The following is a 23,521-nucleotide window of genomic DNA, read 5'->3' on the forward strand; positions in this document are numbered from 1 at the left end:
GGGGTGGAGCCGGGCCGGCATGCTGGCGGGATGGGTGTGCGGGTGGAGCGGGTCGGGGCGGTCACCACTGTTGTGCTGGATCGGGCGGACGCTCGGAACGCCGTGGACGGTCCTACGGCTCGGGCGTTGGCCGACGCGTTTCGGGCCTTCGAGGCTGATCCGGACGCGTTGGTGGCCGTGCTCTGGGGCGCCGGTGGGACGTTCTGCGCCGGCGCCGACCTCAAGGCGATCGGCACACCGAGCGGCAACCGGGTCGAGCCGGAGGGGGACGGCCCGATGGGTCCGACCCGGATGACGCTCAGCAAACCGGTGATCGCGGCGATCTCCGGGTACGCGGTGGCGGGCGGGCTCGAACTGGCGCTCTGGTGTGACCTGCGGGTCGCCGAGTCCGACGCGACACTCGGGGTGTTCTGCCGCCGCTGGGGAGTGCCGCTGATCGACGGTGGCACCGTCCGGCTGCCCCGGTTGATCGGCGAGAGTCGGGCCATGGACCTGATCCTCACCGGCCGCCCAGTGCCGGCCGACGAGGCGTACACGATGGGGTTGGTCAATCGGTTGGTGCCACCCGGCCAGGCGCGGGCCTCGGCCGAGGAGTTGGCGGCGGCGATCGCCCGGCATCCGCAGACCTGTCTGCGCAACGACCGGGCGGCGCTGCTGGCCGGCGCGGGGCTGCCCGAGCCGGAGGCGCTCGCTACCGAGTTGGCGTACGGGATGGACTCGCTGGCCACGGACGCCGCGGCCGGCGCGGCCCGGTTCGCCGCGGGCGAGGGCCGACACGGCGCGACGCCGCCGGGAGGGGTGAACCTCCCGACGGCGTCGGCTTCGGGCTGGATCAGTTGCGGTTGATGGTGAAGGTTGTCGTGGGGTTCTGGATGTCCACCGCGTTGTTGCTCAACCGGAGGTTGTTGAAGGTGACCGACCCGACGGCCGGCCCCTGCCCGGCCTCCGGCATCGGGTTCGCCCAGATGGCGAAGCCGGACTTCGCGTCGTAGGCGTCCCCGCTCTTGCGGGCGCCGCTGATGGAGATGTTCGTGAAGACCGTGTCGGTGATCGGGTTCTGCGGCTGCCCACCGACGTAGTTGGTCTGGAACATGATGCCGCTGTAGGTCGGATCGATGATGTCGACGTCGCTGACCCGGATGCCCTGGAACACCTTCGAGGCGGAGAAGACCCAGATCGCCGGGAAGGTTTGTGAGCCCCAGAAATGCCCACCGGCCCGCACTATCGAGATGTTCTCGAACCGGGTGGGCGGGCTGGCACCGAAGCCGTTCATCGGGTAGCCGAAGTCGAGCGAGCTGATGGTGATGCCCGAGTAGACCAGCGTGTCCGCGATGTAGATGTTGCGGAACGTGTTGCCGTAGCCGCCGTACACGGCGACACCGGCGGCCCGCCAGGTCAGCGTCGAGGTCAGGTTCTCGTAGATGTTGTCTCTCATGTCGGCGCCGCCCGCGTCGATGGCCGAGAACAGCGCGAAGCTGTCGTCGCCGGTGGCCCGGGCGTCGTTGTTGCTGACCAGGTTGTTGGTGCTGCCGTTGGTCATGTTGATGCCGTCGGCGAACATGTTCCGGATCCGGGAGTTCTTGATCGTCATGTAGTCGGTGTTCGCGCCCCAGTAGAGGCACACCATGTGTTCGTTCCAGATGTTGTCGATCACGATGTTCGACACGTTGGAGAAGTCGAACACCTTGCCCGGACCGTCGATCCGAGAGGTGTAGTTGCCGAAGTACGCGAAGTTCTTGAACGACGAGTTGGCCGCCGAGTTCTCCGCCCGGAAGCCGATGTCGGTGTTGTCCTGGCCCGACGGCGCGTTGAACCGGGTGTACCAGGGGCCGGCGCCGGTCACCTGGACCGCCTTGCCGTACACCTGGAACTTCGACGAGGTGGAGTAGTTACCGGCCGGTAGGTACACCCCGATCAGGTTGCCGGTGGTGTCCATCCGCACCCGGTCCAGGGCGTTCTGCACGTCCTGGTGGGTGAAGCCGGTCGGCGTGGTGTAGCGCGCCGGGTCCGGGTTGGCGATCGGCGCCACCTGCTCCGTGTTGATGAAGTCGATGGCGTACGTGGTGGTGTTGGCCGGGTCCTTCTGAAGGCGGATCTTGCTGCCGGCCGGGACTGTGGAGTTGAGCATGACGTTGGCTTCGTCGTAGATGTGCCGCGGACCGCCCGCGCTCGGCGAGTTGCCCGGGCTGGTCTCGTTGCCGTACAGCCAGGCGTACCGGGACGTCAGGTCGATGGCCTTGTGGAACGTGCCGTTGACGTAGACGTTGAGCGTCGAGTTGATCCCGCCACCGCCGGCGGCGTCCGGGATGGAGAAGCGGGTGACCAGCGTGTTCGTGCTGGCCCGAGTGGTGAACTCGACGTAGCTGCCGTTCGAGTTGAGGGTCACCGCCCGCCGACCGGACGCCTCGCCGGCCAGGTCGCCGACCTCCCGGTTCGGTCCGACGACGGCGGCGCCGCCGCCGATCACGCCGTCCTCGGCCTCGTACATGTCGTACGGCATGTTGGCGCCGCGACCGACGAAGAGCGGACGGTCGCTGGTGTTGTTGGCCTGCTTCACCGGCAGCTCGTTGCCGTCCACGGCGAGCACCACCCGGACGGTGTACTTGCCGTTCGCGGCGGTCCACGTGCCCAGGTTGATCGGGCCGACAGTCGCGCCGGCGTTGATCACGCCGGAGTGCGAGCCGGTCAGGGTACGGACCACGGTGCCGGACTCGTTGAGAACGGTCAGGGTGATGCCGTGCGCACCGGACGCGGAAGCCTGGTTGCCGGCGTTGCGGATGGACACGGAGAAGGTCACCGTGTTGCCCGCCGACGGGTTGCCCGGCGACCAGGCGACCGCCGAGGCGACCAGGTCGGAGCTAGCGACCGCGGCGACGACCAACGGGCTGGGGTTCGTGTAGCTGTTGTTGGTGTCGTCCTGCTCGACGACCGTGTTCGACTCGTCGACCTTGGCGCTGAGCGGGTAGCTGCCCGAGTCCCGGGTGCCGATGCTGGCGCTGACAGTGGTCGAGGCACCGGCCGCGAGACCGCCGACCGACGCCGTGCCCACCCGGGTGGAGCCCAGGTAGAAGTTGACGTTGGTAGCGCCGGAGGCCGCCGAGCCCGCGTTACGCACGGTCGCGGAGAGCGTGATGGTGCTGGTCTCCACCGGTGCGGACGGGCTGAACGACATGCCGGTCACGGTCAGGTCCGGGTTCGGCGCGGGGGTGCCGAAGACCTGGAACTCGGCCACCTGACCGGCCGGAGCGCCGGTGTTCGAGGCGATCGAGAGCCGTACGTCGGCCGCCGCGCCGGAGACCGGGATGGTCACCGTGTTGCCGCTGCCCGGGTTGAAGGCGTAGTTCGCCGCGCCGACCAGAGTGGTGAAGCTCGACGAGCCCTGGTCCCGGCCCAGCACCGTGATGTTCTGGGTACGCGCGCCCCACGCCGAGTCCGGGTTGAGCTTCACGACGACCTGGCTGAGGCTGGCGTTCGCGCCGAGCTGCACTGTCAGCGTGCTCGGGTTGCCGTTGCCCTCCCAGTAGGTGGCCACGTTGTTGTCGTTGGCGTTGGTGGCCACGAACGTGTGCACGAACCCGGAGGCGCTGATCGGCTTGCCGATCGCCAGGTTGCTCCCGGTCGGCGGGTTGCCGGTGCCGGTGCGGGTCACCGTGTTGCTGTTCGCCGACTGGTTGCCGGCCGCGTCCTTGGCCCGGACGTAGTACGACACAGTGGCGCTGTCCGCCTGGCTGTCGGTGTACGTGAGCGTCGAGCCGCTGACGCTGCCACGCAGCGCGCCGTTGGCGTAGACGTCGTAGCCGGTCACACCGACGTTGTCGGTCGACGCCGACCAGGCGAGCCGGATCTGCCCGCTGGCCGGCTGGGTGTAGGCCAGGTTGCCCGGCACGCTGGGCGCCTGGGTGTCGGTGCTGCCGCTGGCGCCGTACACCTCGACCTCGGAAAGCTGGGCGGCCGGCCAACCGGTGTTGCCGGTGACCTGCACCCGTACGTAGCGGGTGCTGGCAGCGGTGAAGCTGACGCTCGCGGTGTTGCCGCTGCTCGGGTTGAAGGTGTAGCCGGCGGACGCCTTCAGGGTGGTGAAGGACGAGCCGTTCGTCGATCCCAACACCGACAGCGTCTGGGTACGGGTCTGCCAGTCCGACGCGGGTGGCAGCTTGAGCACCACCCGGTCCACGCTGACAGTGGCGCCCAGGTCCGCCTGGATCCACTGCGGGAACGCGTTGTTGGCGCTCTCCCAGTAGGTCGACGCGTTGCCGTCGTTGGCGTTGCCCGCCACGTAGTTCTGGTTGTAGCTGCTGGCGGTCATGGTGGCGGAGAGCCCGGCGAGCAAGGCCACTCGGGCGGCGGCCGCTGACGCGTCGGTCGCCGGTGCCGCGCTCGCCATGGGGGTGACGACCGGGGCGGTGGCGAGGAGCATCCCGGCGAGCGCGCCGGCGAGCATCCGACGGCGGCCCGTGCGGGCGGTGCGGGGGACGGTGGTGGGCGCGCCGGTTGGCGGCGTGCCTCGTCTGGTGCCGGTCCTGGACATGGGGTCGCTACACCTCTTTCGGGGGTGGGTGTGGGTGCGTTGTCCGGCGACGGGTGCAGGGGTACGCCCGTCGTTCCGCGACAGGTGGGGGACGGTGCGGGTTGGGGACGGGGTCGGACGGCTGGCGCGGCGTTGCGCCGGGGCGCCCGGACCGGGTGCCCCCGCCCGGTCCGGGCGGGGGCACCCGACCTAGCTGGAGTAGATCTCGAACTCGCTGAGCTGGCCGGCTGGCCAGCCGCTGTTACCGGTGACGGTCAGCCGCAGGTACCGCTGGGTGGTCGCCGTGAAGGTCACGGTGACCGTGTTGCCGCTGGCCGGGTTGAAGCTGTAGCCGGCGGACGCCTTCAGCGTGCTGAACGTCGAGCCGTTCGTGGAGCCGAGCACCGCCAGCGTCTGCGTACGCGTCTGCCAGGCCGATGAGGGTGGGAGCTTCAGCACGACCCGGGACACCGACCGGTCGGCGCCCAGGTCCACTGTCAACGACTGCGGGAAGGCGTTGTTGGCGCTCTCCCAGTAGGTGTTCGCGTTGCCGTCCACCGCGTTGGGGGCGGCGTACACGTCGGAGTGGCTGGTCTCGGTGATCGACCGTCCGACCGCCAGGTTGCCGCTGGGCGGCGGCGTGGTCGGGGGCGGGGTGGTCGGGGGCGGGGTGGTCGGCGGTGGCGTGGTCGGCGGCGGGGTGGTCTGGGTGCCGCCGTACACCTCGACCTCGGAGAGTTGCGCCGCCGGCCAGCCGGAGTTGCCGGTGACGGTGACCCGGATGTAGCGGCGGTCACCGGAGGGCAGCCCGATCGACACGGTGTTGCCCGCACCGGGGGTGAAGACCCGACCGGCGGACGACGCCAGTGTGGTGTACGACGAGCCGTCGGTGGAGCCGAGCACCGACAGGGTCTGGGTGCGTTGCTCCCAACCGCTGGGCAGCTTCAGCGCCACCCGGTCGACCGACCGGGAAGCACCCAGGTCGATGGTGACCGACTGGGGGAAGGCGTTGTTGGCGCTCTCCCAGTACGTCGACGCGTTGCCGTCCACCACGTTGGCGGCCGTGTAGTTCTGGTTGGTGCTGGTGGCTGTCGTCGAGCGGCCCAGCGCCAGGTTTCCGCTGGTCGGCGGCGGAGTCGTCGGGGGCGGAGTCGTCGGCGGCGGGGTGGTCGGCGGCGGGGTGGTGGTGGGCGGCGGCGAGGTGGGTCCGCCGCCCCACTGGGGGTTCGGCCACGGGCCGCAGTACGGGGTCGGGGTGTACCAGCCGGAGTTGCCGGAGCCCTGGGTGATCTGGAAGCCGGCGCCCACGCAGTTGTGCATCGGGTTGCTCTGCGCGATGTTGGTGGCCCGCACGTTGGTGAACGACACCTGGCTGTTCGCCTGCACCTGGAGCGCGTACGTGCCGGCGCCGTCGATCCGTACGTTGTTGAGGTTGATCCCGTTGGTCTGGCCCTCGATCCAGTGCAGCGCCGCGTACGAGCTGTCCAGGATGTCAGTGTCGGTGATGTTGATGGTGGGGTTCTGGAACGCCTCGTTGAGCGCCGAGAACCAGATCGCCCCGACACCGAAGTTCCAGTTGTAGTCCGAGTTGCCGTTACGGATCAACGTGTTGCGGGCGATCGTCCAGGTGCCCTGGACTCCGGTGGCGCCCTGCACGCCGGGGTAGCGGTTCGCGATGTGGATGCCACCGCCGTTGGTCAGCGAGTCGGCCGTCACGTTGTCGGTGATCTTGATGTCCCGACCGCCGTAGCTGACCAGGTGATTCGCCAGCAGGGTCACCCCGATGGTGTTGCGGGTGAAGGAGTTGTTGACGTTCGGCACGCTCTGCGCCCACATCGCCAACGCGTCGTCACCGGTGTTGCGGACGAACGTGTTCGTCACCGTCGAGTTGGTCACCCCGGTGTGGAAGTTCACCCCGTCCGCGGTCTGGTCCAGGATCCGGCTGTTGCGGATGGTGAAGTTGTCCATCGGGCCGTCCATCCACGCCCCGACCTTGGTGTTCTCCAGCCAGAGGTTGTCCACCACCGAGTTGGTCATCGCCCCGCCCAGGGCGTTTACCTGGTCGTCGTCGACCCGCTCGCGGATGTCGCCGATGATGGCGAAGTCCCGCAGCGTGACGTTGCGGCTGGGCCCGTTCGCCTCGTGCGCGCGGACCGGGCCGGTGTAGCCGCCACCGGGGACGTACTTGCCGTAGATGCCGACGGACCGGTTCCGCTCGGTGGGGTGCCGGCCGCCGAGCACCGAGTACCAGGGCCCGGCGCCGCGCAGCGTCACCCCGTCGACCACCACGTGGTCCCAGAGCGTGAAGGTGCCGGTCGGGATCCAGACCGCACGGCCCTGCGCCTTGCCGGCGTCGACCGCCGCCTGGAACTTCGCCGTCGAGTCGGTAGCGCCGCTCGGGTCGGCGCCGAAGTCGGTGACCACGTCGAGCACACCGGAGGGCTTGGTGATCGCCGGGGCGACCAGCTCGAAGTCGGCCAGGTCGATGGTGAACGAGGGCGACTGGGCGGTCGAGGAGACCTGGAAACGGATCTTCGTGCCGGCCGGCTGGGTGCTGCCGAACAGCGCCCGGGTCTCGTCGTAGAAGTGGTGCGGGTTGGTGTCACCCGGGTTGTTGTTGAACGGATATCCGCCGTAGTACCAGCCGTACCTCGACGTGACCGGTACCGACTTCAGCAGCGACCCGTTGGCCCGCAGGTCGATGGAGGCGTCGCGGCCGGTGCCGGCCGGGCTGTCCGGCAGGCTGTAGCGGAAGGTGACAGCGTTGGCCGGGGCGGTGAGGGTGAACTCGACGTACTCGCCGACGGCGTCGAGGGTGACCGCCTCCCGGCCGGACGCCTCGGACGGCAGCGTGCCGTAACGCCGGTCCGGGCCGATCTTCGTGCCGTTGTGGGCGGTCTCCTCCGCCTCCTGCTCGACGAACGGAACAGTGGCGCCCCGGTTGGGGATGTCGAAGGGGGACAACCCCGCCGCCGAGGCCGGGGTAGCGGTGCCGGTGACCGCGAGGACGGTGACCGAGGTGGCAGCGAGCAGGGTGGCGGCGATGGCGGCCAGCCCTGCCCGGGCCGGGTGTCGAAGGTGGTGCGGGGTGCCGGTGGTGTGGTTGGCCATGAGCTGCGCTCTCCCTTTCGTCAGGCAGGCCAGATCCCCCCGTGTCGGTGCGGTGTCGCGCGTCCCCCCTCGGTTCTCCCTTCTTGGTGGCGTGGTGCCGGCGGCCGGGACGGGCCGCCGGCACCACGGCGAGCAGAGTCAGGTCAGGCCGGGCCGTCCGCCCCGCGCGGCCCGTCGGTGGATTCGGCGGTACGCAGCCAGACCGCGGTGTCGGACGGCAGCAACCCGTCGTCGAGCGGCCCGCTGGCCAGCAGCAACTCCCCCTGAGCTGGCATCGGCACCGGCGCGGTGGACAGGTTGACCAGGCAGGTGAAGCCACCGCCGCGCTTGAACGCCAGCACCCCGTCCGGGGCGGGCAACCAGGTCAGCTCACCGTCACCGAGCGCCGGGTCGGCCTTTCGGGCGTGGATCGCCGCCCGGTACAGCTCCAGCATCGAGGCCGAGTCGCCGGTCTGCGCGCTGGCCGTCCGGTCCTTCCAGTCGGCCGGCTGCGGCAGCCAGGGCGCTGCGGCACCCTCGGGGCTGAACTCGAACGGCGGCTCGTCACCGGCCCACGGCAGCGGTACGCGGCAGCCGTCCCGACCGGGGTCGATCCGGCCGGACCGCTCCCACATGGGGTCCTGCCGCATCGCGTACGGGATGTCCTCGACCTCGTAGAGGCCCAGTTCCTCGCCCTGGTAGACGTAGGCGGCACCGGGCAGCGACAGCGAGAGCAGCGCGGCGGCGCGGGCCCGGCGGGTGCCCAGCTCAAGGTCGGTGGGGGTGCCCTCGCGTTTGGCGGCGAAGCTGAACCGGGTGTCCGCGCGACCGTAGCGGGTGACGTGCCGGGTGACGTCGTGGTTCGAGAGCACCCAGGTGGCCGGCGCGTTGACCGGCGCGTGCGCGCTCAGCGTCCCGTCGATGCTCTCGCGCAGCGCCGCGGCGTCCCAGGCGCAGCCGAGGAAGTCGAAGTTGAACGCGGCGTGCAGCTCGTCCGGGCGCAGGTAGTTGGCGAACCGCTGCCGGTCCGGCAGCCACACCTCACCGATCAGCGCCCGGTCGGCGTACTCGTCGGCGACCCGACGCCAGCCCCGGTAGATCTCGTGCACCCCGTCGAGGTCGTGGAACGGGTGCGGGTGGTCCTCGCGGACCTCGGGCAGCGTCCCGTCCTTGACCAGGAGCCCGGCCGAGTCGATCCGGATGCCGTCCACGCCCCGGTCGAACCAGAACCGCAGGATGTCCTCGAACTCCTCCCGCACCCGGGGGTGGTCCCAGTTGAAGTCCGGCTGCTGTGGGGCGAACAGGTGCAGGTACCAGTCGCCGGGGGTGCCGTCCGGGTTGGTGGTGCGGGTCCAGGTCTCGCCGCCGAACTCGCCGACCCAGTCGGTGGGTCGTTCGTCGCCGTCGGGGCCCCGGCCGGGTCGGAACCAGAACAGGTCCCGTTCGGGCGCGCCGGGGCCGCCGGCGAGCGCTGCCTGGAACCAGGGGTGCGCGTCGGAGCAGTGATTGGGCACCACGTCGACGATGGTCCGGATGCCCAGCGCGTGCGCCTCCGCGATCAGCGCCTCGACCTCGGCCAGGGTGCCGAAGACGGGGTCGATGTCGCGGTAGTCGGAGACGTCGTAGCCGGCGTCGGCCATCGGGGACGGGTACCAGGGGCTGAACCAGATCGCGTCGACGCCGAGCGCGGACAGGTGGTTCAGCCGGGACCGGATGCCGGCGATGTCACCGATTCCGTCGCCGTTACCGTCGGCGAAGCTCCGGGGATACACCTGGTAGATCACGGCTCCACGCCACCACGGACTTCTGTCAGCTGTGGACACGAGCACCTGCTTTCTGCGTCAGTACGTCGGCGGGTTCGCCGGAGGAAGATATGTATCGGGCGAACGGTCGTTGTTCGCCGCGCGGGAGGACCGGTGGTCGCTATCCCTTGATGCTGCCCGTGGTCAGACCGGACATGATGTTCCGCTGGAAGATCAGGAAGATGATGACAGTCGGGATGGCGGCGATGACCGAGGCGGCGATCACCACGTTCATGGGTGTGCCACCGGCGAAGGCGTAGATGCCGACGCTGACCGTCCGGGTCTCGGGCGACGGCATGACCAGCTTCGGCCAGAGGAAGTCCTTCCAGACCGCCGTCACGGCGAAGATCGAGACGACGCCGAGGATGGGACGCGACAGCGGCAGGATGATCGACCAGAGTGTGCGCAGCGACGTCGCCCCGTCCATCAGGGCCGCCGCCATCAACTCCTCGGGGATGGAGTCGAAGAACCGCTTCAACAGAAAGATGTTGAACGCGTTAGCGACCAGGGGCAGCCAGATCGCGAACGGTGAGTCCAGCAGGTTGATGTGCACGATCGGCAGGTCGATCACCGTCACGTACTGCGGCACGATGAGGACCATCGCCGGGATCATCAGCGTCCCCAGCATCAGGGCGAGGATCGCGTTGCCGAAGATCGGTCGAAGCTTGGACAGCGAGTACGCGGCGGCGGTGTCGAAGACCAGTTGGAACAGCACCGCGCCGACCGCGTAGTAGAAGGTGTTGAAGAGCAGCTTGGCGAGGGCCAGGTTGTTCCACGCGTCGATGTAGTTCTGCGGCTGCGGGTCCTTCGGGAACAGCGACGGTGGGGTCTGCGCGATCTCCTGGCCGGACTTGAGCGCGCCGGTGACCATCCAGTAGAGCGGCCCGAGGAAGACGAGCGTGAACCCCGCCACGACCACTACCAGCAGCGTCCAGTAGATGACCCGGCCGCGCCCCCGGCTGAGCTGGGATTGGGAGATGAGGGTCCGGGTTCCGGAATCCTGTGCCATTCCTCGCCGTCCTAGTCCTGTTTCGCAGTCAGCCGCACGTACACGGCGGAGAAGCCGGCCAGCACCACGAGCATGATCACGCCCAGGGCGGCGGCGCCGTTGAGGTCGTTCTGGAAGAACCCGTGCTGGTAGATGAGGTACGCCACCGAGGTCGCCGAGTCCTCCGCGCCCGCGCCGTTGGCGAGGATCAGCGGCTCGATGAAGAGCTGCATCGTGGCGACGATCTGCAACATCGCCAGGAGCGCGAGAATCAGCCGGGTCTGCGGGATCGTCACGTGGACGATCCGGCGCCAGATCCCGGCGCCGTCGAGCTCCGCCGCCTCGTACAGCTCGCCGGGGATGTTCTGCAACGACGCCAGGTAGATCAGCACCGCGCCACCCATGTTCATCCAGGTCGACGCGAACACCATCGCCGGCATCGTCATCTCGGGCGACTGCATCCACTGCGAGGTGGGCAGGTGCAGTGCCTTGAGGATCGCGTTGAAGAGCCCGGCCTCGCTCGGGTCGTACGCGTAGAACTTGAAGAGGAACAGCGCGGAGGCCGGCGGCAGCATCACCGGCAGGTAGACCAGGATCCGCAGGTACCCCTTGGCGTGGCGGAACTCGTTGAGCAGGATCGCCACGAAGAACGGCACCACGTACCCGAGGGCCAGCGCCAGGACGGTGAAGTAGAAGGTGTTCTGCCAGGCCGTCCAGAAGCTGGGGTCGGCGATGATGCGGGAGTAGTTGTCCCAGCCCACCCAGGTGGTCTCGCCGCGCCGGGTCCGCTGGAAGCTCATGATGATGCCGCGGACCATCGGGTACCAGGAGAAGACGACGAAGCAGAGCACCGCCCCGATCAGGAACGCGTGACCGGTGAGGTTGTCCCGTACCTTGCGGCCGAGACTGGTGCGCTGTGGCCTCGCCGAGTACGGCGACGGCGGGCGGCCCGGTTTCCTGGGGGTCTCCGGGACGGTGGTGATCGCCAAGGCAACTCCTGGGTGAGTCGGTGACGTCGAGATGCGGTGCGAGTGGCGTGGGGGTCGGGTCGGCGTCCCGACCCCCACACGATCGGTCAGCTCTCGGCGGCGAGGAGCTGGTTGACCTTCTCCTCGGCGGTCTTGAGCAGTGCGTCGATGTTCGAGTTCGGGTTGGTCAGCACACCCGACATCGCGGCGTCGAGCACCGCGTAGACGGCCTGGGCGTTGCGCGGCTCACCCTTGATCGGAACCGGGGTCGCCTCGAAGAGCGCGAAGTTCGTGGTGTCGACGTTCGCGTTCGCCTTACGCAGCTCCAGCTCCTGCTTCTGCGCGTCACTGCCGTTGGCGAAGAGCAGCGGCTGGGGCAGACCCACCGGGTAGTTCTGCGGCTTGGCCCGCACGTAGTCGAACTGGCCCTTGCCCGGGGTGAGCTTCTGGTACGCGATCCACTTCAGACCGGCCTTGACCTGCTCGGGAGTGAGGTCCTTCTTGAAGAAGTAGCCCTCGCCACCACCGAGCGTGCCCTTCGCCGCACCGTCCTGGCCCGGCAGCGGAGCCATCGCCCAGTCCTGGAACTTGCCCTGGAACTGGCTGACGATCGCCTGGGTGGCGTCCGGCGCGCCGATGAACATGCCGACCTTGCCCGCGCCGGCGTTCGTCAGCAGGTCGCCCCACTGGAGGAGCTGACGGGCGCCCATGCTGTTGTCGCCGTACCGCATGTCCTTGAGGTTCTGCAGGACCTGCTTGCCCATGGCGTTGTTGAAGTCGGCCTTCTTGCCGTCCTCGGTCAGCACCTGGCCACCCTGCGAGTAGAGCAGGGAGGTGAAGTGCCAGCCGCCGGTGTTGCCGGCGCTGTACTCCGAGTAGCCGGCGATGCCGTTGCCGAGCGCGGAGATCTTCTTGGCGGCGGCACGGACCTCGGCCCAGGTCTTGGGCGGGTTGTTGACGTCCAGCCCGGCCTGCTGGAACAGGACCTTGTTGTAGACCAGGCCCATCGAGTAGTTCTTCACCGGAACGGCGTAGAGCTTGCCGCCGTCGGTGAAGACCTCCTTGAGCGCCGGGTCGACGCTGTCCCAGGTCGAGATCGCGTCCTTGTTGACGTGCTGGCTGATGTCCATCGCCTGACCGGAGTCGAGCACCTGCTGGAGATCGGTCATGTAGCCGTAGAAGACGTCGGTCACGGTGCCGCCGGCGAGGCGGGCGGTGAAGTCCGGCGGGTTGTTGCACTGCTCGCCGACGCTGACGCTCTTGATGGTGATGTCCGGGTTCTGCTTCTGGAACTCGGCGACGTCGTCGTTCCAGTTCTTCAACAGCTCTTTCTGGGCGCCGACCGGCTGGCAGTCGACAGTGATGGTGACCTTGCCGCTGGCGTTCGAACCCTTGTCGTCGCTCTTCGTGGAGCATGCCGTGAGGCTGAGCCCCAGGCCGGCCACGAGCGCAACCGCCGCAGCCTTTCGGTATTGCGGTACGGACATCTGTCCATCCCTTCGGGAACGGGTGTCTCCAATGACCTTCGCTGATCTGCGGTGATACGACCTGACGCCCAGTAGCTGCGTCGGAGCCAGGTGTGAGTGGAGTCACTGTAGCGAGGCCGACTCATTTCGGCAAGGTATCGACCCTGTTCCGAAAGGACACGACGTGATGACGACAGATGTTGGCAAGACGCTGAAAGCAGCCCGGCTTGCCGGCTATTGATACCTTATGACCGGTCATTCGGCCTGGTCGATGCCGACCATGGCGAGCAACGACGAAAACGGCCGCCGACCGCGAGAGGCGGTCGACGGCCGAAGCGTCGTTCGGTGTGGTGCCTAGCGGCCGGGGGCGGGCGCGGTGGAGCCCCGCACCACCAACTCCGGCTCGAACAGCAGCTCGTCCTGAAGGACCCCGGCACCCTCGATCTGGGTGACCAGCAGATCCACGGCGGCCTGCCCCATCGTCTCGATCGGCTGCCGCACCGTGGTCAACGGCGGATCGGTGCACGTCATGAAGGCGGAGTCGTCGAAACCCACCACCGACACGTCGGCCGGAACCGAACGGCCCAGCCGGCGGGCCGCCCGGATCGTGCCCAGCGCGAGCACGTCGCTGGCGCAGATGATGCCGGTCACGCCCCGCTCGACCAACTTCGTCGCGGCGACCCGCGCACCCTCCATCGAGAAGCTGGAACGCTCGACGCACTCGGCGTCACCCTCGTCCCAGCCCGCAGCCTTCATCATCGCGTCGAGCTTGCGTCGGGACGGCACGTGCCCCTCCGGGCCGAGCACCATGCCGATCCGTTCGTGCCCGAGCGAGCGCAGGTGCCCGTACGCCTGCTCCACCGCCACCGCGTCGTCCGTGGAGACCCGGGGGAAACCCAGCTCGTCCACACCGGCGTTGACCAGCACTACCGGAAGCCCGCGGTCGGTCAGCCGACGGTAGTGGTCGTGTTTGGCGTCGGCGAGCGCGTACGAGCCACCGGCGAAGATCACCCCGGAGACCTGGTGGTCGAGGAGCATCTCCACGTAGTCCATTTCGGAGACCCCGCCGATGGTCCGGGCACAGAGCGCCGGGGTGTAGCCGCGCTGGGCGAGAGTGCCGGTGACGACCTCGGCCAGCGCCGGGAAGATCGGGTTCTGCAACTCGGGCAGCACCAGCCCGACCAGCCGGGCGCGTTCGCCGCGCAGCTTGGTCGGCCGCTCGTAACCGAGCACGTCCAGCGCCGTGAGCACTGCGGTGCGGGTCGCCTCGGAGACCCCGTCGCGGCCGTTGAGCACCCGGCTGACGGTGGCCTCGCTGACGCCCGCCTTCTTGGCAACTTCAGTCAACCGCTTGGTCACGGTCGCAATCGTACGTCATCTGCATGAAAGAAATGAACAGCAATTTGCGCGCCATTTGCTGGCCGGCTGCCGTATCGACGCGGTTCCAGTGATATCGCGAGTGCGGCGGCCCTGGGTGGGGCTGGGGTCAGGACAGGTCGCGTAGGGCGGTTTCGATGGCCCGGTGAAAGGTCGGGTACGCGTAGATCATGTGCCGGAGCTGACTCAGCGGCACCGCCGCGTGCACCGCCACGACCAGCGCGGACAGCACCTCGCCCCCGGCCGGGCCGGCCGAGGTGGCGCCGATCAGCACACCCTGGTCGGCGTCCGCCACGAGCTTGATGAACCCGTCGTCGCCGACCCGGTGGATCCAGCCACGGGTCGAGGTGCCGAGCTTGGTGTAACCCACCTGCACGTTGATGCCGCGTTCACGGGCCTGCTGCTCGGTGAGCCCGACCGCGCCGATCTCGGGATCGGTGAAGGTCACCCGGGGCAAGGCGCGGTAGTCGGCTCGTGGCACGGTGCCGGCCGACCCGCTCGAGCCGCTGGCGGCCAGCGAGCTGGACGCGCCCATCGCTCCGCCGACCACGCTGGAGGTGCCGCTGGCGTCCGCCCCCGCCTTCGCCTGCCGGGCGCGGGCCAGGATGTCGGCGATCACGATCCCCGCCTGGTACATGGCGATGTGCGTGAAGGCCCCCTCGCCGGTGATGTCGCCGACCGCCCAGACGTGGTCGGTGACGTGCAGACGGTCGTCGACCGGGAGGTAACGCTGGCTGGCGTCCAGCCCGATCGTGTCCAAACCCAGCTCGGTCAGGTGGGCCTTGCGCCCGGTCACCACCAGCAGCCGGTCGGCGGTGAACTCCGCGCCACCGCCACCGCGCAGAGTGAACCTGGTCCCGTCGTGTTCGACCCGTTCGGCGCGTACCCCGGTGTGGATCTCCACGCCGTCGGCGCGCAGCGCCGCGGCGGCGACCTCGGACGCCTCGGGCTCCTCGACGGCCAGCACCCGGTCGAGCGCCTCGACCACCGTGACCCGGACCCCGAAGCGGGCAAAGACCTGCGCCAACTCCAGGCCGATCGCGCCGCCACCCAGCACGAGCAGCGACTCCGGCAGCTCCTCGACCTCGATCGCCTGGTGGTTGGTCCAGTACGGCGTGTCGGCCAGGCCGTCGATCGGCGGCACCGAGGGACGGGTGCCGGTGCCCAGCACCACCCCGTGTCGGGCCTCGAACACCTGGTCACCGACGCGGACCCGGCGCGCGCCGTCGAGCCGGCCGCTGCCCCGCACGAGTCGGCCGCCCTTGCCGACGAACCGCTCCGCCGCGACAGTGTCGTCCCAGGTGTCGGTGGCTTCCTCGCGGATCCGCTTCGCCACCGGCGCCCAGTCCGGCTGGACCTGCGCCGTCCCGGCGAGCCCGTCGACCCGGCGGGCCTCGGCGAGCGCGTTGGCGGCTCTGATCATCATCTTGCTCGGGATGCAACCCCAGTACGGGCACTCCCCGCCGACGAGATCCCGTTCGACGCCGACGACGCTCAGGCCGGCCTCGGCAAGTCGCTCGGCCACCTCCTCGCCGCCGACCCCGAGCCCAACCACGACCACATCCACCAGCTCCGGCTCCGCCACACCGAACAGCATCCCCCAGCGGCACCACCCCAACCACCGGGGTCGGCGGAAAAGTCGGCGCGCGCACCGGCCCTGACGCCTACCGTGGCCGGATGCACGCACGCTTCGCTCCGGTCCGGGACTGCTTCCACGACCTGCTCGCCTCCGGCCGGGAAACCGGCGCCGCACTGACCATCTGGTACGACGGGCAGCCGGTGGTGGACCTGGTCGGCGGCTCGCGCCGCGGCCAGGGGGCGGGCGGCGAGCCGTGGCTGCCGGACACGCTGGTGAACGTCTACTCGGTCGGCAAGCCGGTGGCCGCGCTCTGCCTGTTACTGCTCGTCGATCGGGGAACCGTCGATCTCGACGCGCCGGTGGACCGGTACTGGCCGGAGTTCCGCACTCCCGCCACTGTGCGTCAGGTGTTGTCGCACACCGCCGGGCTGCCGGCCTTCCCGGTGCCGCGGCCGGCCGCCGCGATCGCCGACTGGGCGCTGCTCACCGGCGACCTGGCTGCCGCCGACCCCGAGTGGTCGCCGGGCACTGTCGCCGGGGAACACGCCTGGACGTACGGGCACCTGGTGGGCGAGCTGGTCCGCCGCGTCGACGGGCGGTCGGTGGGCCGGTTCCTGGCCGAGGAGATCGCCGGCCGGTGGCAGCTCGACCTCGGCTTCGGGCTGACCGAAGCGGACCAGTTGCGCTGCGCGGACCTGCGGTACGGCGACCCGGGATGGCCGGCCCGGGCACTCGGCGAGACCGGCTCGATGCGGGCGCGGGCGATGGGCAACCCGGCCGGCGGGCTGGACCTGGCCGTGCTGAACAGCCCGCTGTGGCGGGGCGCGGAGGTGCCCGCCGTCAACCTGCACGCCACTGCGCCCAGCCTGGCCCGGCTCTACGCCGGTCTGCTGGCCGGTGGTGTCCTGGACGGGGTTCGGCTGTTCAGCCCGGAGTTGGTGGCGGAGGCGACACGGGTCCAGTACGACGGGCCCGACCTGGTGCTGGACCGCGACGCCCACTGGACCCTGGGCATGCAGTGGGAGCCGGACGGCAGTTGGGGCATGGGCGGCATCGGCGGCAGCAGCGCGTGGGCCGACCCGGAGCGGGGCTACACCTTCGCGTACGCCACGGCGCACCTCGCCGAGCACGACCGGGTGGACGAGCTGGTCGAGGCGTTGCACTCGGTGCTCTGATCAGCGCAGCCAGACGGGGTCGGTGCCCGGTACCGAGAGGGGCGGTGGGTAGTCGAGCGTCTGGCGCAGGGCCTCCGGCAGCCGCCACGGTTGGTGAATGGCCTTGCCCTGCACTCCCGCCAGCTCCGGCACCCACCGGCGCACGTAGTCGCCGTCCGGGTCGTACCGTTCGGCCTGCCGGACCGGGTTGAACCCCCGGTAGGGCTTCGTGTCGTTGCCGGTGCCGGCGACCCACTGCCAGTTGCCGGAGTTGTTCGCCACGTCCCCGTCGAGCAGCCAGCGGAAGAACACCGCCACCCCGGACCGCCAGTCCTGCCCAAGGTGCTTGGTCAGGTAGCCGGCGGTGATCAGCCGGGCCCGGTTGTGCATCCAGCCCTGCGCCAGCATCTGCCGCATCCCGGCGTCGACGATCGGCATCCCGGTGCGTCCCTCGGTCCAGGCCGCCAACGCGTCGTCGTCGTAGCGCCACTGCTCGGTGGCACCCCGCCGGTACGCCGCCGTCGAGATCTCCGGGAAGGCGGCGGTGACCTGGTAGTAGAAGTCCCGCCAGCAGAGCTGCCTGACGAACGGGCCAGACCGGTCGCCGGCACGGTTCGCCACCGCCAGCGGCGACACGCAGCCGAAGCGCAGGTACGGGCTGAGCCGGGACGTGTCGTCGCCGGCCATGTCGTCGTGCTGGTCGCCGTACCGGGCCAGGTCGGGCAGCCAGTCGGTGAGCCGCTGCCGGGCGATCCGCTCACCACCGCTGGCCGCGTCGGGCGAGTCACCGGTTGGCAGCGTCGGCAACCGACCCACGCGTACCCGATCGGGCAGCGCGATCCGGCGCGGCGCGGCCAACTCCTCGCGCCACCGGTTGGCCGCCCAGGCCCGGTGGTACGGGCTGAACACCCGGTAGTGGTCCCCGCCGCCACCGGGCCGCAACGCTCCCGGCTCGACCACTGTCAGCCCGGGAAACAGTCGCAGGTGCAGCCGGTGCCGCTCGCACTCGGCGCGTAGTCGCCGCTCCCGGCGGACGGCGTAGTGGCTGACGTCGGCCGAGAGCGCGACGGCGGTGGCCCCGACCTCGCCGGCCAGCCGGATCGTCTCGGCCACCGGGTCGCCGTGCCGGACCACCAGGTCGCCACCACGCTCACGGAGTTGGTCGCGCAGGTCGGCGAGGGCCTGGTGCAGGAAGCGGGTGCGGTTGGCGGAGAGGTCGGCCAGCGCCGGGTCGAGCACGTACAGCGGCACCACCTGGTCGAAGGCCGCACAGGTGGTGGCCAACGCCGGGTGGTCGTGCACCCGCAGGTCGCGGGTGAGGAGCACGATCGCCGTGCTCGCTGTCACCGGCTCTCCGGCTGGATCGTCGGCCCGGGGATGACGACAGGCGTACCGGTCGAGCTGAGCAGGGCCCGCGCGGCCACCGCCATCCGTCGCCGCTGCGGCACCAGGGCCCGCCGGACGAAGACGTCGTAGTCCTGTGCGGCCACCTCGTCGAGGATGCCACCGTAGAGGGCGTACGCGGTGCGCATGCAGGCCTGCGAGGCGGGCGCCAGCATGGTGATGCCCGGTGCGGCGGCGGCGTAGTGCGCCTGGGCGCGGGTCACCTCGTACTCGATCAGCTCGCGGATCCGGGGTGTGACGCGGCTCCGGGCGCGGGCCTCGGCCAACTCCTCGCGGGTGACTCCGAACTTCGCCATGTCCTCGTCCGGCAGGTAGGTGCGGCCCCGGTCGAGGTCCTCGGCGACGTCCCGGATGAAGTTGGTGAGCTGGAAGGCGAAGCCGAGTTGCCGGGCCGGCTCCCGGGCCGCCACCGGGTCGGAGCTGCCCAGGATCGGCAGCATCATGGTGCCGATGACCGCCGCCGAGCCCTCCATGTAGTCGAGCAGGTGGTCGTAGGTCGGGTACGCGGTGACTGTCAGGTCCATCGCCATGCTCTTCAGAAACGACGCAAAGTCGTCACGGTCGAGATCGAAGACGGCGATCGTGTGCAGCACTGCCGGCAACAGTGGGTCGTCGACCGGCGCACCGTGCAGACCGGCCACGAACTGGCTGGCCCAGTGGTCCAGCAGGGCGGCCCGCTCGGCCGGCGGTAGGTCCTCGGTGCGATCGACGATTTCGTCCGCGTACCGCGTGAACCCGTAGAGGGCGTGCACATGTCGTCGTTTCCAAGCGGGGAGCAGACGGGTGGCGAGATAGTAGGTGCGGCCGTGGCGTTTGTGCAGCTCACGGCACCGGTCATAGGCAGCGGTGAGATCAGTTTCCACCGGCCCTCCTCCATTTATCGACGCACCAATCGACGCAACTCGTAGCCTAGGGTACGCTCAGCCGCATGGCCAACGACGCAGTTGCGGGCAACGTGACCCGCGTGGCGCCGACAGGGCCGGGGGACGGGGACGATCCGGTCCGCGCCGTTCTGGCTGCTTACACCCACGATCTGGTCACGGCGGTCGACGAGACCCTGGACGCCTTCCTCACCGCCGAGGTCGACACCCTCAACGACATCGACGCGTCGATGGGCAGCTTCGCCGCCACCGCGCGGGAGGCCGTCCTGACCGGCGGCAAACGGATCCGCTCCACGTTCGCCTACTGGGGGTGGCGCGGGGCCGTCGGTGGCACCGCACCGCTGCCACCCGTGCTGCCCGCGCTGGCCGCGCTGGAACTGCTGCACACCTTCGCGCTGGTGCACGACGACGTGATGGACGCGTCCACCACCCGCCGCGGCCGGCCCACCGCGCACGTCGCGCTCGCCGAACAGCACGTCGCCGCCGGCCACCGAGGCGATCCCGGCCGGTTCGGCGAGGCCGTCGCCGTGCTCATCGGCGACCTCTGCATGGTCTGGGCCGACCAGTTGCTGGCCCACGCCTCGGTGCCGTCGACGCGACTCTTCGAGGTGCGCCGCTGCTACGACCAGATGCGGGTCGAGACGGTCGCCGGGCAGTATCTGGACGTGCTCGGCGAGAACGACCCGGGCAGCTGGTCGGTCGACCGGGCACTACGGGTGGCCCGCTACAAGACCGCCAGCTACACCGTCCAGCGACCACTGCTCTTCGGTGCCTGCCTGGCCGGGGTGCCCGCCGACGACCCCCTGGTCTCCGCGTACACCCGCTATGGCCTGGCTGTCGGCGAAGCGTTCCAGCTCCGTGACGACCTGCTCGGCGTCTACGGCGACCCGGCGGCGACCGGAAAGCCGGCCGGGGACGACCTCCGCACCGGCAAGCCGACCACGCTGCTCATGCTGGCCCGTGAGCTGGCCACGCCGGCACAGCTCAGGGCGTTGGAGCGGGCCGCCGACGGGTCTGTCGACACGCTCGCCGAACTGGTCGCCGAAACCGGCGCGGTGACCCGGGTGGAGCAGATGATCGCCGAGCGGGTCAGCGACGCGCTGGCCGCGCTCGACGCCGCACCCGTGGACCAGACGGCGCGGACCGCGTTGACCGGGCTGGCCACCGCCGCTGCCAACCGGCGGGCCTGATGAGCGACTTGAGCGAGGAGGTGGTCACGTGCGGACGGTGACAGGACGGACGGACCGGGTGGTGGTCGTCGGGGCCGGGCTGGGCGGGCTCGCCTGCGCGCTGCACCTGGCCGGCAGCGGTCGACAGGTGACAGTGCTGGAGCGCGAGCCGGTGCCCGGCGGGCGGGCCGGGCGCCTCGGCGTGGACGGCTACGAGTTCGACACCGGCCCGACGGTGCTCACCATGCCCGAGCTGATCGCCGAGGCACTCGGCGCGGTCGGCGAGGAGCTGCACGACTGGCTGGACCTGACCCCGCTCGACCCCGCCTACCGGGCGTACTACCCGGACGGCTCGACCCTCGACGTGCTCACCGACACCACCCGGATGGCGGCCGAGATCTCCCGGGTCTGCGGGCCCCGGGAGGCCGACGGCTATCTACGGTTCGTCGAGTACGCGCGGGAGCTGTGGCGGCTGGAGCGTACCGACTTCATCGAGCGCAACCTGGACGCGCCGACCGATCTGATCACCGGCAACCTGCTCAAGCTGCTCAGCGGCGGTGCCTTCCGGCGCCTCCAGACGAAGATCAACCAGTTCTTCCGGGACCCGCGTACCCAGCGGATCTTCTCCTTCCAGGCGATGTACGCCGGCCTCGCGCCGCACGACGCGCTGGCCATCTACGCGGTCATCGCGTACCTCGACTCGGTGGCCGGGGTCTACTTCCCGCGCGGCGGCATCCACGCGGTCTCCAGGGCGATGGCCGGCGCGGCCGAGAAGCACGGCGTGCAGATCCGGTACGACACCACCGTGACCCGGGTGGAGACCGTGAACGGCCGCGCCACCGGCGTGCTCACCGCCGACGGCGACCTGGTGCCGGCGGACGTGGTGGTGCTCAACCCCGACCTGCCGGTCGCCTACCGGGACCTGCTCCCCGCCGCGCCGCAGCGTCGGCTCACCTACTCTCCGTCCTGCGTCGTTCTGCACGTCGGCTCCCGACAGGCCTATGCGAAGATCGCCCATCACAACATCCATTTCGGACGCGCGTGGAAGGGCACCTTCGATGAGGTCATCCGACGGGGTGAGCTGATGACCGATCCGTCGCTACTGGTGACCAACCCGAGCCGGACCGACCCGGCGGTGGCACCGCCGGACCGACACACCTACTACGTGCTCGCCCCGGTGCCCAACCTGCACCGGGCGCCGTTCGAGTGGCGCGGCGACCTGACCCAGCGCTACACCGACCAGCTGATCGGCACCCTGGAGGAGCGCGGCTACGTCGGCTTCGGCGCCGGGGTCGAGGTGCTCCGGGCGATCACCCCCGCCGAGTGGGAGGAGCAGGGGATGGCCGCCGGCACCCCGTTCGCCGCCGCGCACACCCTCTTCCAGACCGGCCCGTTCCGCCCGTCCAACCTGCACCGCGACCTGCCGAACGTGGTCTTCGTCGGCTCCGGGACCCAACCCGGCGTCGGCGTACCGATGGTGCTCATATCCGGCAAGCTCGCCGCCGGCCGGATCACCGGGGAAGGCCGATGAGCAGTCGTGAGAAGCACCTCGTCGAGCTCGTCGACGAGACCGGCAAGGCCCACGGCGAGACGACCGTCGCGGCCGCGCACCAACCACCTGGGCAGCTGCACCGCGCCTTCTCGGTGTTGCTGGTGGACCCGGACGGCCAGGTGCTGCTCCAGCGCCGAGCCGCCGTGAAGACCCGGTTCCCGCTGCGCTGGGCCAACTCCTGCTGCGGCCACCCCCAGCCCGGGGAGTCGCTCGCCGAGGCGGCCAACCGACGGCTGAGCGAGGAGTTGGGAGCGGGCCCGGTCGAGCTGACCGAGGTCGGCATCTACGTCTACTACGCCGAGGACCCGGCGACCGGTCGGATCGAGTTCGAGTACGACCACGTACTGCGAGGCGAGTTCCTGCCCCACGCTCCGCTACTGCCCGACCCGGACGAGGTGGCCGAGCTGCGGTGGGCCGACCCCGCCGCGCTGGAGGCCGAGTTGAAGCTCGACCCCCGGTCGTACGCGCCCTGGCTGGGCGGGGTGGTGAACCGACTGCTACGCCCCGCGGAGTCCCGGTCGGGCGCAACCGGCCCGGCCATGGCGCCGCCCGGATCGTCGGCGGATGACACGGCGGAGCGGTCGGGTGGTCGATGAGGCGCTGAGCGCGGGCGCTGTCGCACGTCGGTTGGGGGTCGCGGTGACAACCCTCCGCACCTGGCACCAGCGCTACGGGCTCGGGCCCAGCGAACACATCCCCGGTCACCACCGCCGGTACACACCCACCGATCTGGCCCGTCTCGAGATCATGCGACGGCTCACCGCCGAGGGGGTGAGCCCCGCCGAGGCGGCCCGCTGGGCCCGCCAGGCACCGGACCCGATGCCCAACGGCACCGGCACCGTCGCTCCCGCCCGGATCCACCCCACCGGCCGTGACGGCGGCGGCTCCATCCCGGTCGGCCGTGCCGGTCCGGCGGCCCGCGGCCTGGCCCGGGCCGCCATGCGACTGGACGCGGCGGCGATCAGCGAGACGATCGCGCACGCCCTCGCCGCCAGCGGGGTCGTCGCCACCTGGGAGGGCCTACTGCGTCCGGTGCTCGCCGGCATCGGCGAACGACACGCAGCCACCGCCGGCCTGATCGAGGTGGAACACCTGATGTCCCGCTGCGTCTCGGAAGCGCTCGCGGCGGCCAGTCGGGCCAACGTCCCCACCGGGCCGGCCCGGATCCTGCTCTCCTGCGCCGACGAGGAACAACACACCCTGCCGCTGGAGGCGTTGGCGGCGGCTCTCGCGGAGGCCGGTGTCAGCTACCGGATGCTCGGCGCCCGGGTGCCGGTGGCCGCCCTCGTCGAGGCGGTCAACCGGACCGGACCGGCCGCCGTGGTGCTCTGGTCGCACACCCGGGCCACCGCCGACCCGACCCAACTCAGCGCGCTGCTCGCCGCCCCCCGGCGCCCGTTGCTGGTGCTCGCCGCCGGCCCCGGCTGGCGAGCCGACACGCTGCCCGCCGGGGTGGTGCGACCGGTCGACCTGGCCGAGGCGGTCTCGCTCTCCGCCGCCGTCCGCGACTCCCTGGACCAGTCGAGGCGTGATTGATCGCACTGTCGCCGAATCGCGACGTGAACTACCGTCGGGCGGGTCCGC

At 70.3% G+C, this 23,521-nt stretch carries 16 protein-coding genes; 6 read left to right on the forward strand and 10 right to left on the reverse strand.

The window, feature by feature from the left end; all coding sequences use genetic code 11:
• Nucleotides 1-30 precede the first annotated feature (30 nt).
• Entirely contained in the window at nt 31-846 is an 816-nt protein-coding gene (locus OG598_RS25890; protein WP_328651463.1) for a crotonase/enoyl-CoA hydratase family protein, read from the forward strand.
• Here OG598_RS25890 and OG598_RS25895 read toward each other — a convergent pair.
• From OG598_RS25895 to OG598_RS25930, 8 genes are all read right to left on the reverse strand, one after another.
• The gene (locus OG598_RS25895) at nt 833-4,528 is read right to left on the reverse strand and encodes a discoidin domain-containing protein (RefSeq protein ID WP_328651464.1); all 3,696 of its coding nucleotides are present in this window, start codon (nt 4,526-4,528) and stop codon (nt 833-835) included. The two genes, OG598_RS25890 and OG598_RS25895, sit on opposite strands and share 14 nt — an antisense overlap.
• A gap of 189 nt (nt 4,529-4,717) precedes the next feature.
• Entirely contained in the window at nt 4,718-7,618 is a 2,901-nt protein-coding gene (locus tag OG598_RS25900; RefSeq protein WP_328651465.1) for a galactose-binding domain-containing protein, read from the reverse strand.
• A 143-nt stretch (nt 7,619-7,761) separates the two neighbouring features.
• Entirely contained in the window at nt 7,762-9,381 is a 1,620-nt protein-coding gene (locus OG598_RS25905) for a glycoside hydrolase family 13 protein (protein ID WP_328651466.1), read from the reverse strand.
• A 139-nt stretch (nt 9,382-9,520) separates the two neighbouring features.
• Nucleotides 9,521-10,408: a carbohydrate ABC transporter permease gene (locus tag OG598_RS25910; protein ID WP_328651467.1), complete on the reverse strand. Its 888-nt coding sequence runs from the start codon at nt 10,406-10,408 to the stop codon at nt 9,521-9,523.
• An 11-nt stretch (nt 10,409-10,419) separates the two neighbouring features.
• Entirely contained in the window at nt 10,420-11,376 is a 957-nt protein-coding gene (locus OG598_RS25915; RefSeq protein WP_328651468.1) for a carbohydrate ABC transporter permease, read from the reverse strand.
• 86 nt (nt 11,377-11,462) lie between these two features.
• Entirely contained in the window at nt 11,463-12,842 is a 1,380-nt protein-coding gene (locus OG598_RS25920; RefSeq protein WP_328651469.1) for an ABC transporter substrate-binding protein, read from the reverse strand.
• Between the two features lie 333 nt (nt 12,843-13,175).
• Nucleotides 13,176-14,180: a LacI family DNA-binding transcriptional regulator gene (locus OG598_RS25925; protein WP_112586239.1), complete on the reverse strand. Its 1,005-nt coding sequence runs from the start codon at nt 14,178-14,180 to the stop codon at nt 13,176-13,178.
• Nucleotides 14,181-14,307: 127 nt separating this feature from the next.
• The gene (locus OG598_RS25930; RefSeq protein ID WP_328651470.1) at nt 14,308-15,795 is read right to left on the reverse strand and encodes a dihydrolipoyl dehydrogenase family protein; all 1,488 of its coding nucleotides are present in this window, start codon (nt 15,793-15,795) and stop codon (nt 14,308-14,310) included.
• Nucleotides 15,796-15,875: 80 nt separating this feature from the next.
• Between OG598_RS25930 and OG598_RS25935 the strand changes: the two genes are divergently transcribed.
• The gene (locus OG598_RS25935) at nt 15,876-16,952 is read left to right on the forward strand and encodes a serine hydrolase domain-containing protein (RefSeq protein WP_328651471.1); all 1,077 of its coding nucleotides are present in this window, start codon (nt 15,876-15,878) and stop codon (nt 16,950-16,952) included.
• Here the strand turns inward: OG598_RS25935 and OG598_RS25940 are convergent, their stop codons facing one another.
• Together OG598_RS25940 and OG598_RS25945 are read right to left on the reverse strand one after the other, a co-directional pair.
• Nucleotides 16,953-18,278: a cryptochrome/photolyase family protein gene (locus OG598_RS25940; RefSeq protein WP_328651472.1), complete on the reverse strand. Its 1,326-nt coding sequence runs from the start codon at nt 18,276-18,278 to the stop codon at nt 16,953-16,955.
• A complete protein-coding gene (locus tag OG598_RS25945) occupies nt 18,275-19,198 on the reverse strand; it encodes a phytoene/squalene synthase family protein (protein WP_328651473.1) in 924 nt (307 codons plus the stop codon). The genes OG598_RS25940 and OG598_RS25945 overlap by 4 nt, the downstream gene beginning before the upstream one ends.
• 65 nt (nt 19,199-19,263) lie before the next feature.
• Here OG598_RS25945 and OG598_RS25950 point away from each other — a divergent pair, with 65 nt between their 5' ends.
• From OG598_RS25950 to OG598_RS25965, 4 genes are read left to right on the forward strand one after another with little or no spacing between them, the layout of a single operon-like run.
• A complete protein-coding gene (locus OG598_RS25950) occupies nt 19,264-20,406 on the forward strand; it encodes a polyprenyl synthetase family protein (RefSeq protein ID WP_328651474.1) in 1,143 nt (380 codons plus the stop codon).
• A gap of 28 nt (nt 20,407-20,434) precedes the next feature.
• Nucleotides 20,435-21,916: a phytoene desaturase family protein gene (gene crtI, locus OG598_RS25955; protein ID WP_328651475.1), complete on the forward strand. Its 1,482-nt coding sequence runs from the start codon at nt 20,435-20,437 to the stop codon at nt 21,914-21,916.
• Nucleotides 21,913-22,533 (forward strand): isopentenyl-diphosphate Delta-isomerase, encoded by a 621-nt coding sequence (gene idi, locus OG598_RS25960; protein WP_328651476.1) that lies wholly within the window; start codon nt 21,913-21,915, stop codon nt 22,531-22,533. The genes crtI and idi overlap by 4 nt, the downstream gene beginning before the upstream one ends.
• Nucleotides 22,523-23,473: a MerR family transcriptional regulator gene (locus tag OG598_RS25965; protein ID WP_328655436.1), complete on the forward strand. Its 951-nt coding sequence runs from the start codon at nt 22,523-22,525 to the stop codon at nt 23,471-23,473. The genes idi and OG598_RS25965 overlap by 11 nt, the downstream gene beginning before the upstream one ends.
• The last annotated feature ends 48 nt before the right edge of the window (nt 23,474-23,521 follow it).

Origin of the sequence: Micromonospora sp. NBC_00330 (genome assembly GCF_036136635.1) — a bacterium.
GTDB lineage: Bacteria > Actinomycetota > Actinomycetes > Mycobacteriales > Micromonosporaceae > Micromonospora > Micromonospora salmantinae.

Excerpts from the sequence above, each read along its gene's own strand:
- OG598_RS25890 (WP_328651463.1), top strand. The coding sequence starts at position 31 with ATGGGTGTGCGGGTGGAGCGGGTCGGGGCGGTCACCACTGTTGTGCTG.
- OG598_RS25895 (WP_328651464.1), bottom strand. The coding sequence starts at position 4,528 with ATGTCCAGGACCGGCACCAGACGAGGCACGCCGCCAACCGGCGCGCCC.
- OG598_RS25900 (WP_328651465.1), bottom strand. The coding sequence starts at position 7,618 with ATGGCCAACCACACCACCGGCACCCCGCACCACCTTCGACACCCGGCC.
- OG598_RS25910 (WP_328651467.1), bottom strand. The coding sequence starts at position 10,408 with ATGGCACAGGATTCCGGAACCCGGACCCTCATCTCCCAATCCCAGCTC.
- OG598_RS25920 (WP_328651469.1), bottom strand. The coding sequence starts at position 12,842 with ATGTCCGTACCGCAATACCGAAAGGCTGCGGCGGTTGCGCTCGTGGCC.
- OG598_RS25930 (WP_328651470.1), bottom strand. The coding sequence starts at position 15,795 with ATGCTGTTCGGTGTGGCGGAGCCGGAGCTGGTGGATGTGGTCGTGGTT.
- OG598_RS25935 (WP_328651471.1), top strand. The coding sequence starts at position 15,876 with ATGCACGCACGCTTCGCTCCGGTCCGGGACTGCTTCCACGACCTGCTC.
- OG598_RS25950 (WP_328651474.1), top strand. The coding sequence starts at position 19,264 with ATGGCCAACGACGCAGTTGCGGGCAACGTGACCCGCGTGGCGCCGACA.
- idi (WP_328651476.1), top strand. The coding sequence starts at position 21,913 with ATGAGCAGTCGTGAGAAGCACCTCGTCGAGCTCGTCGACGAGACCGGC.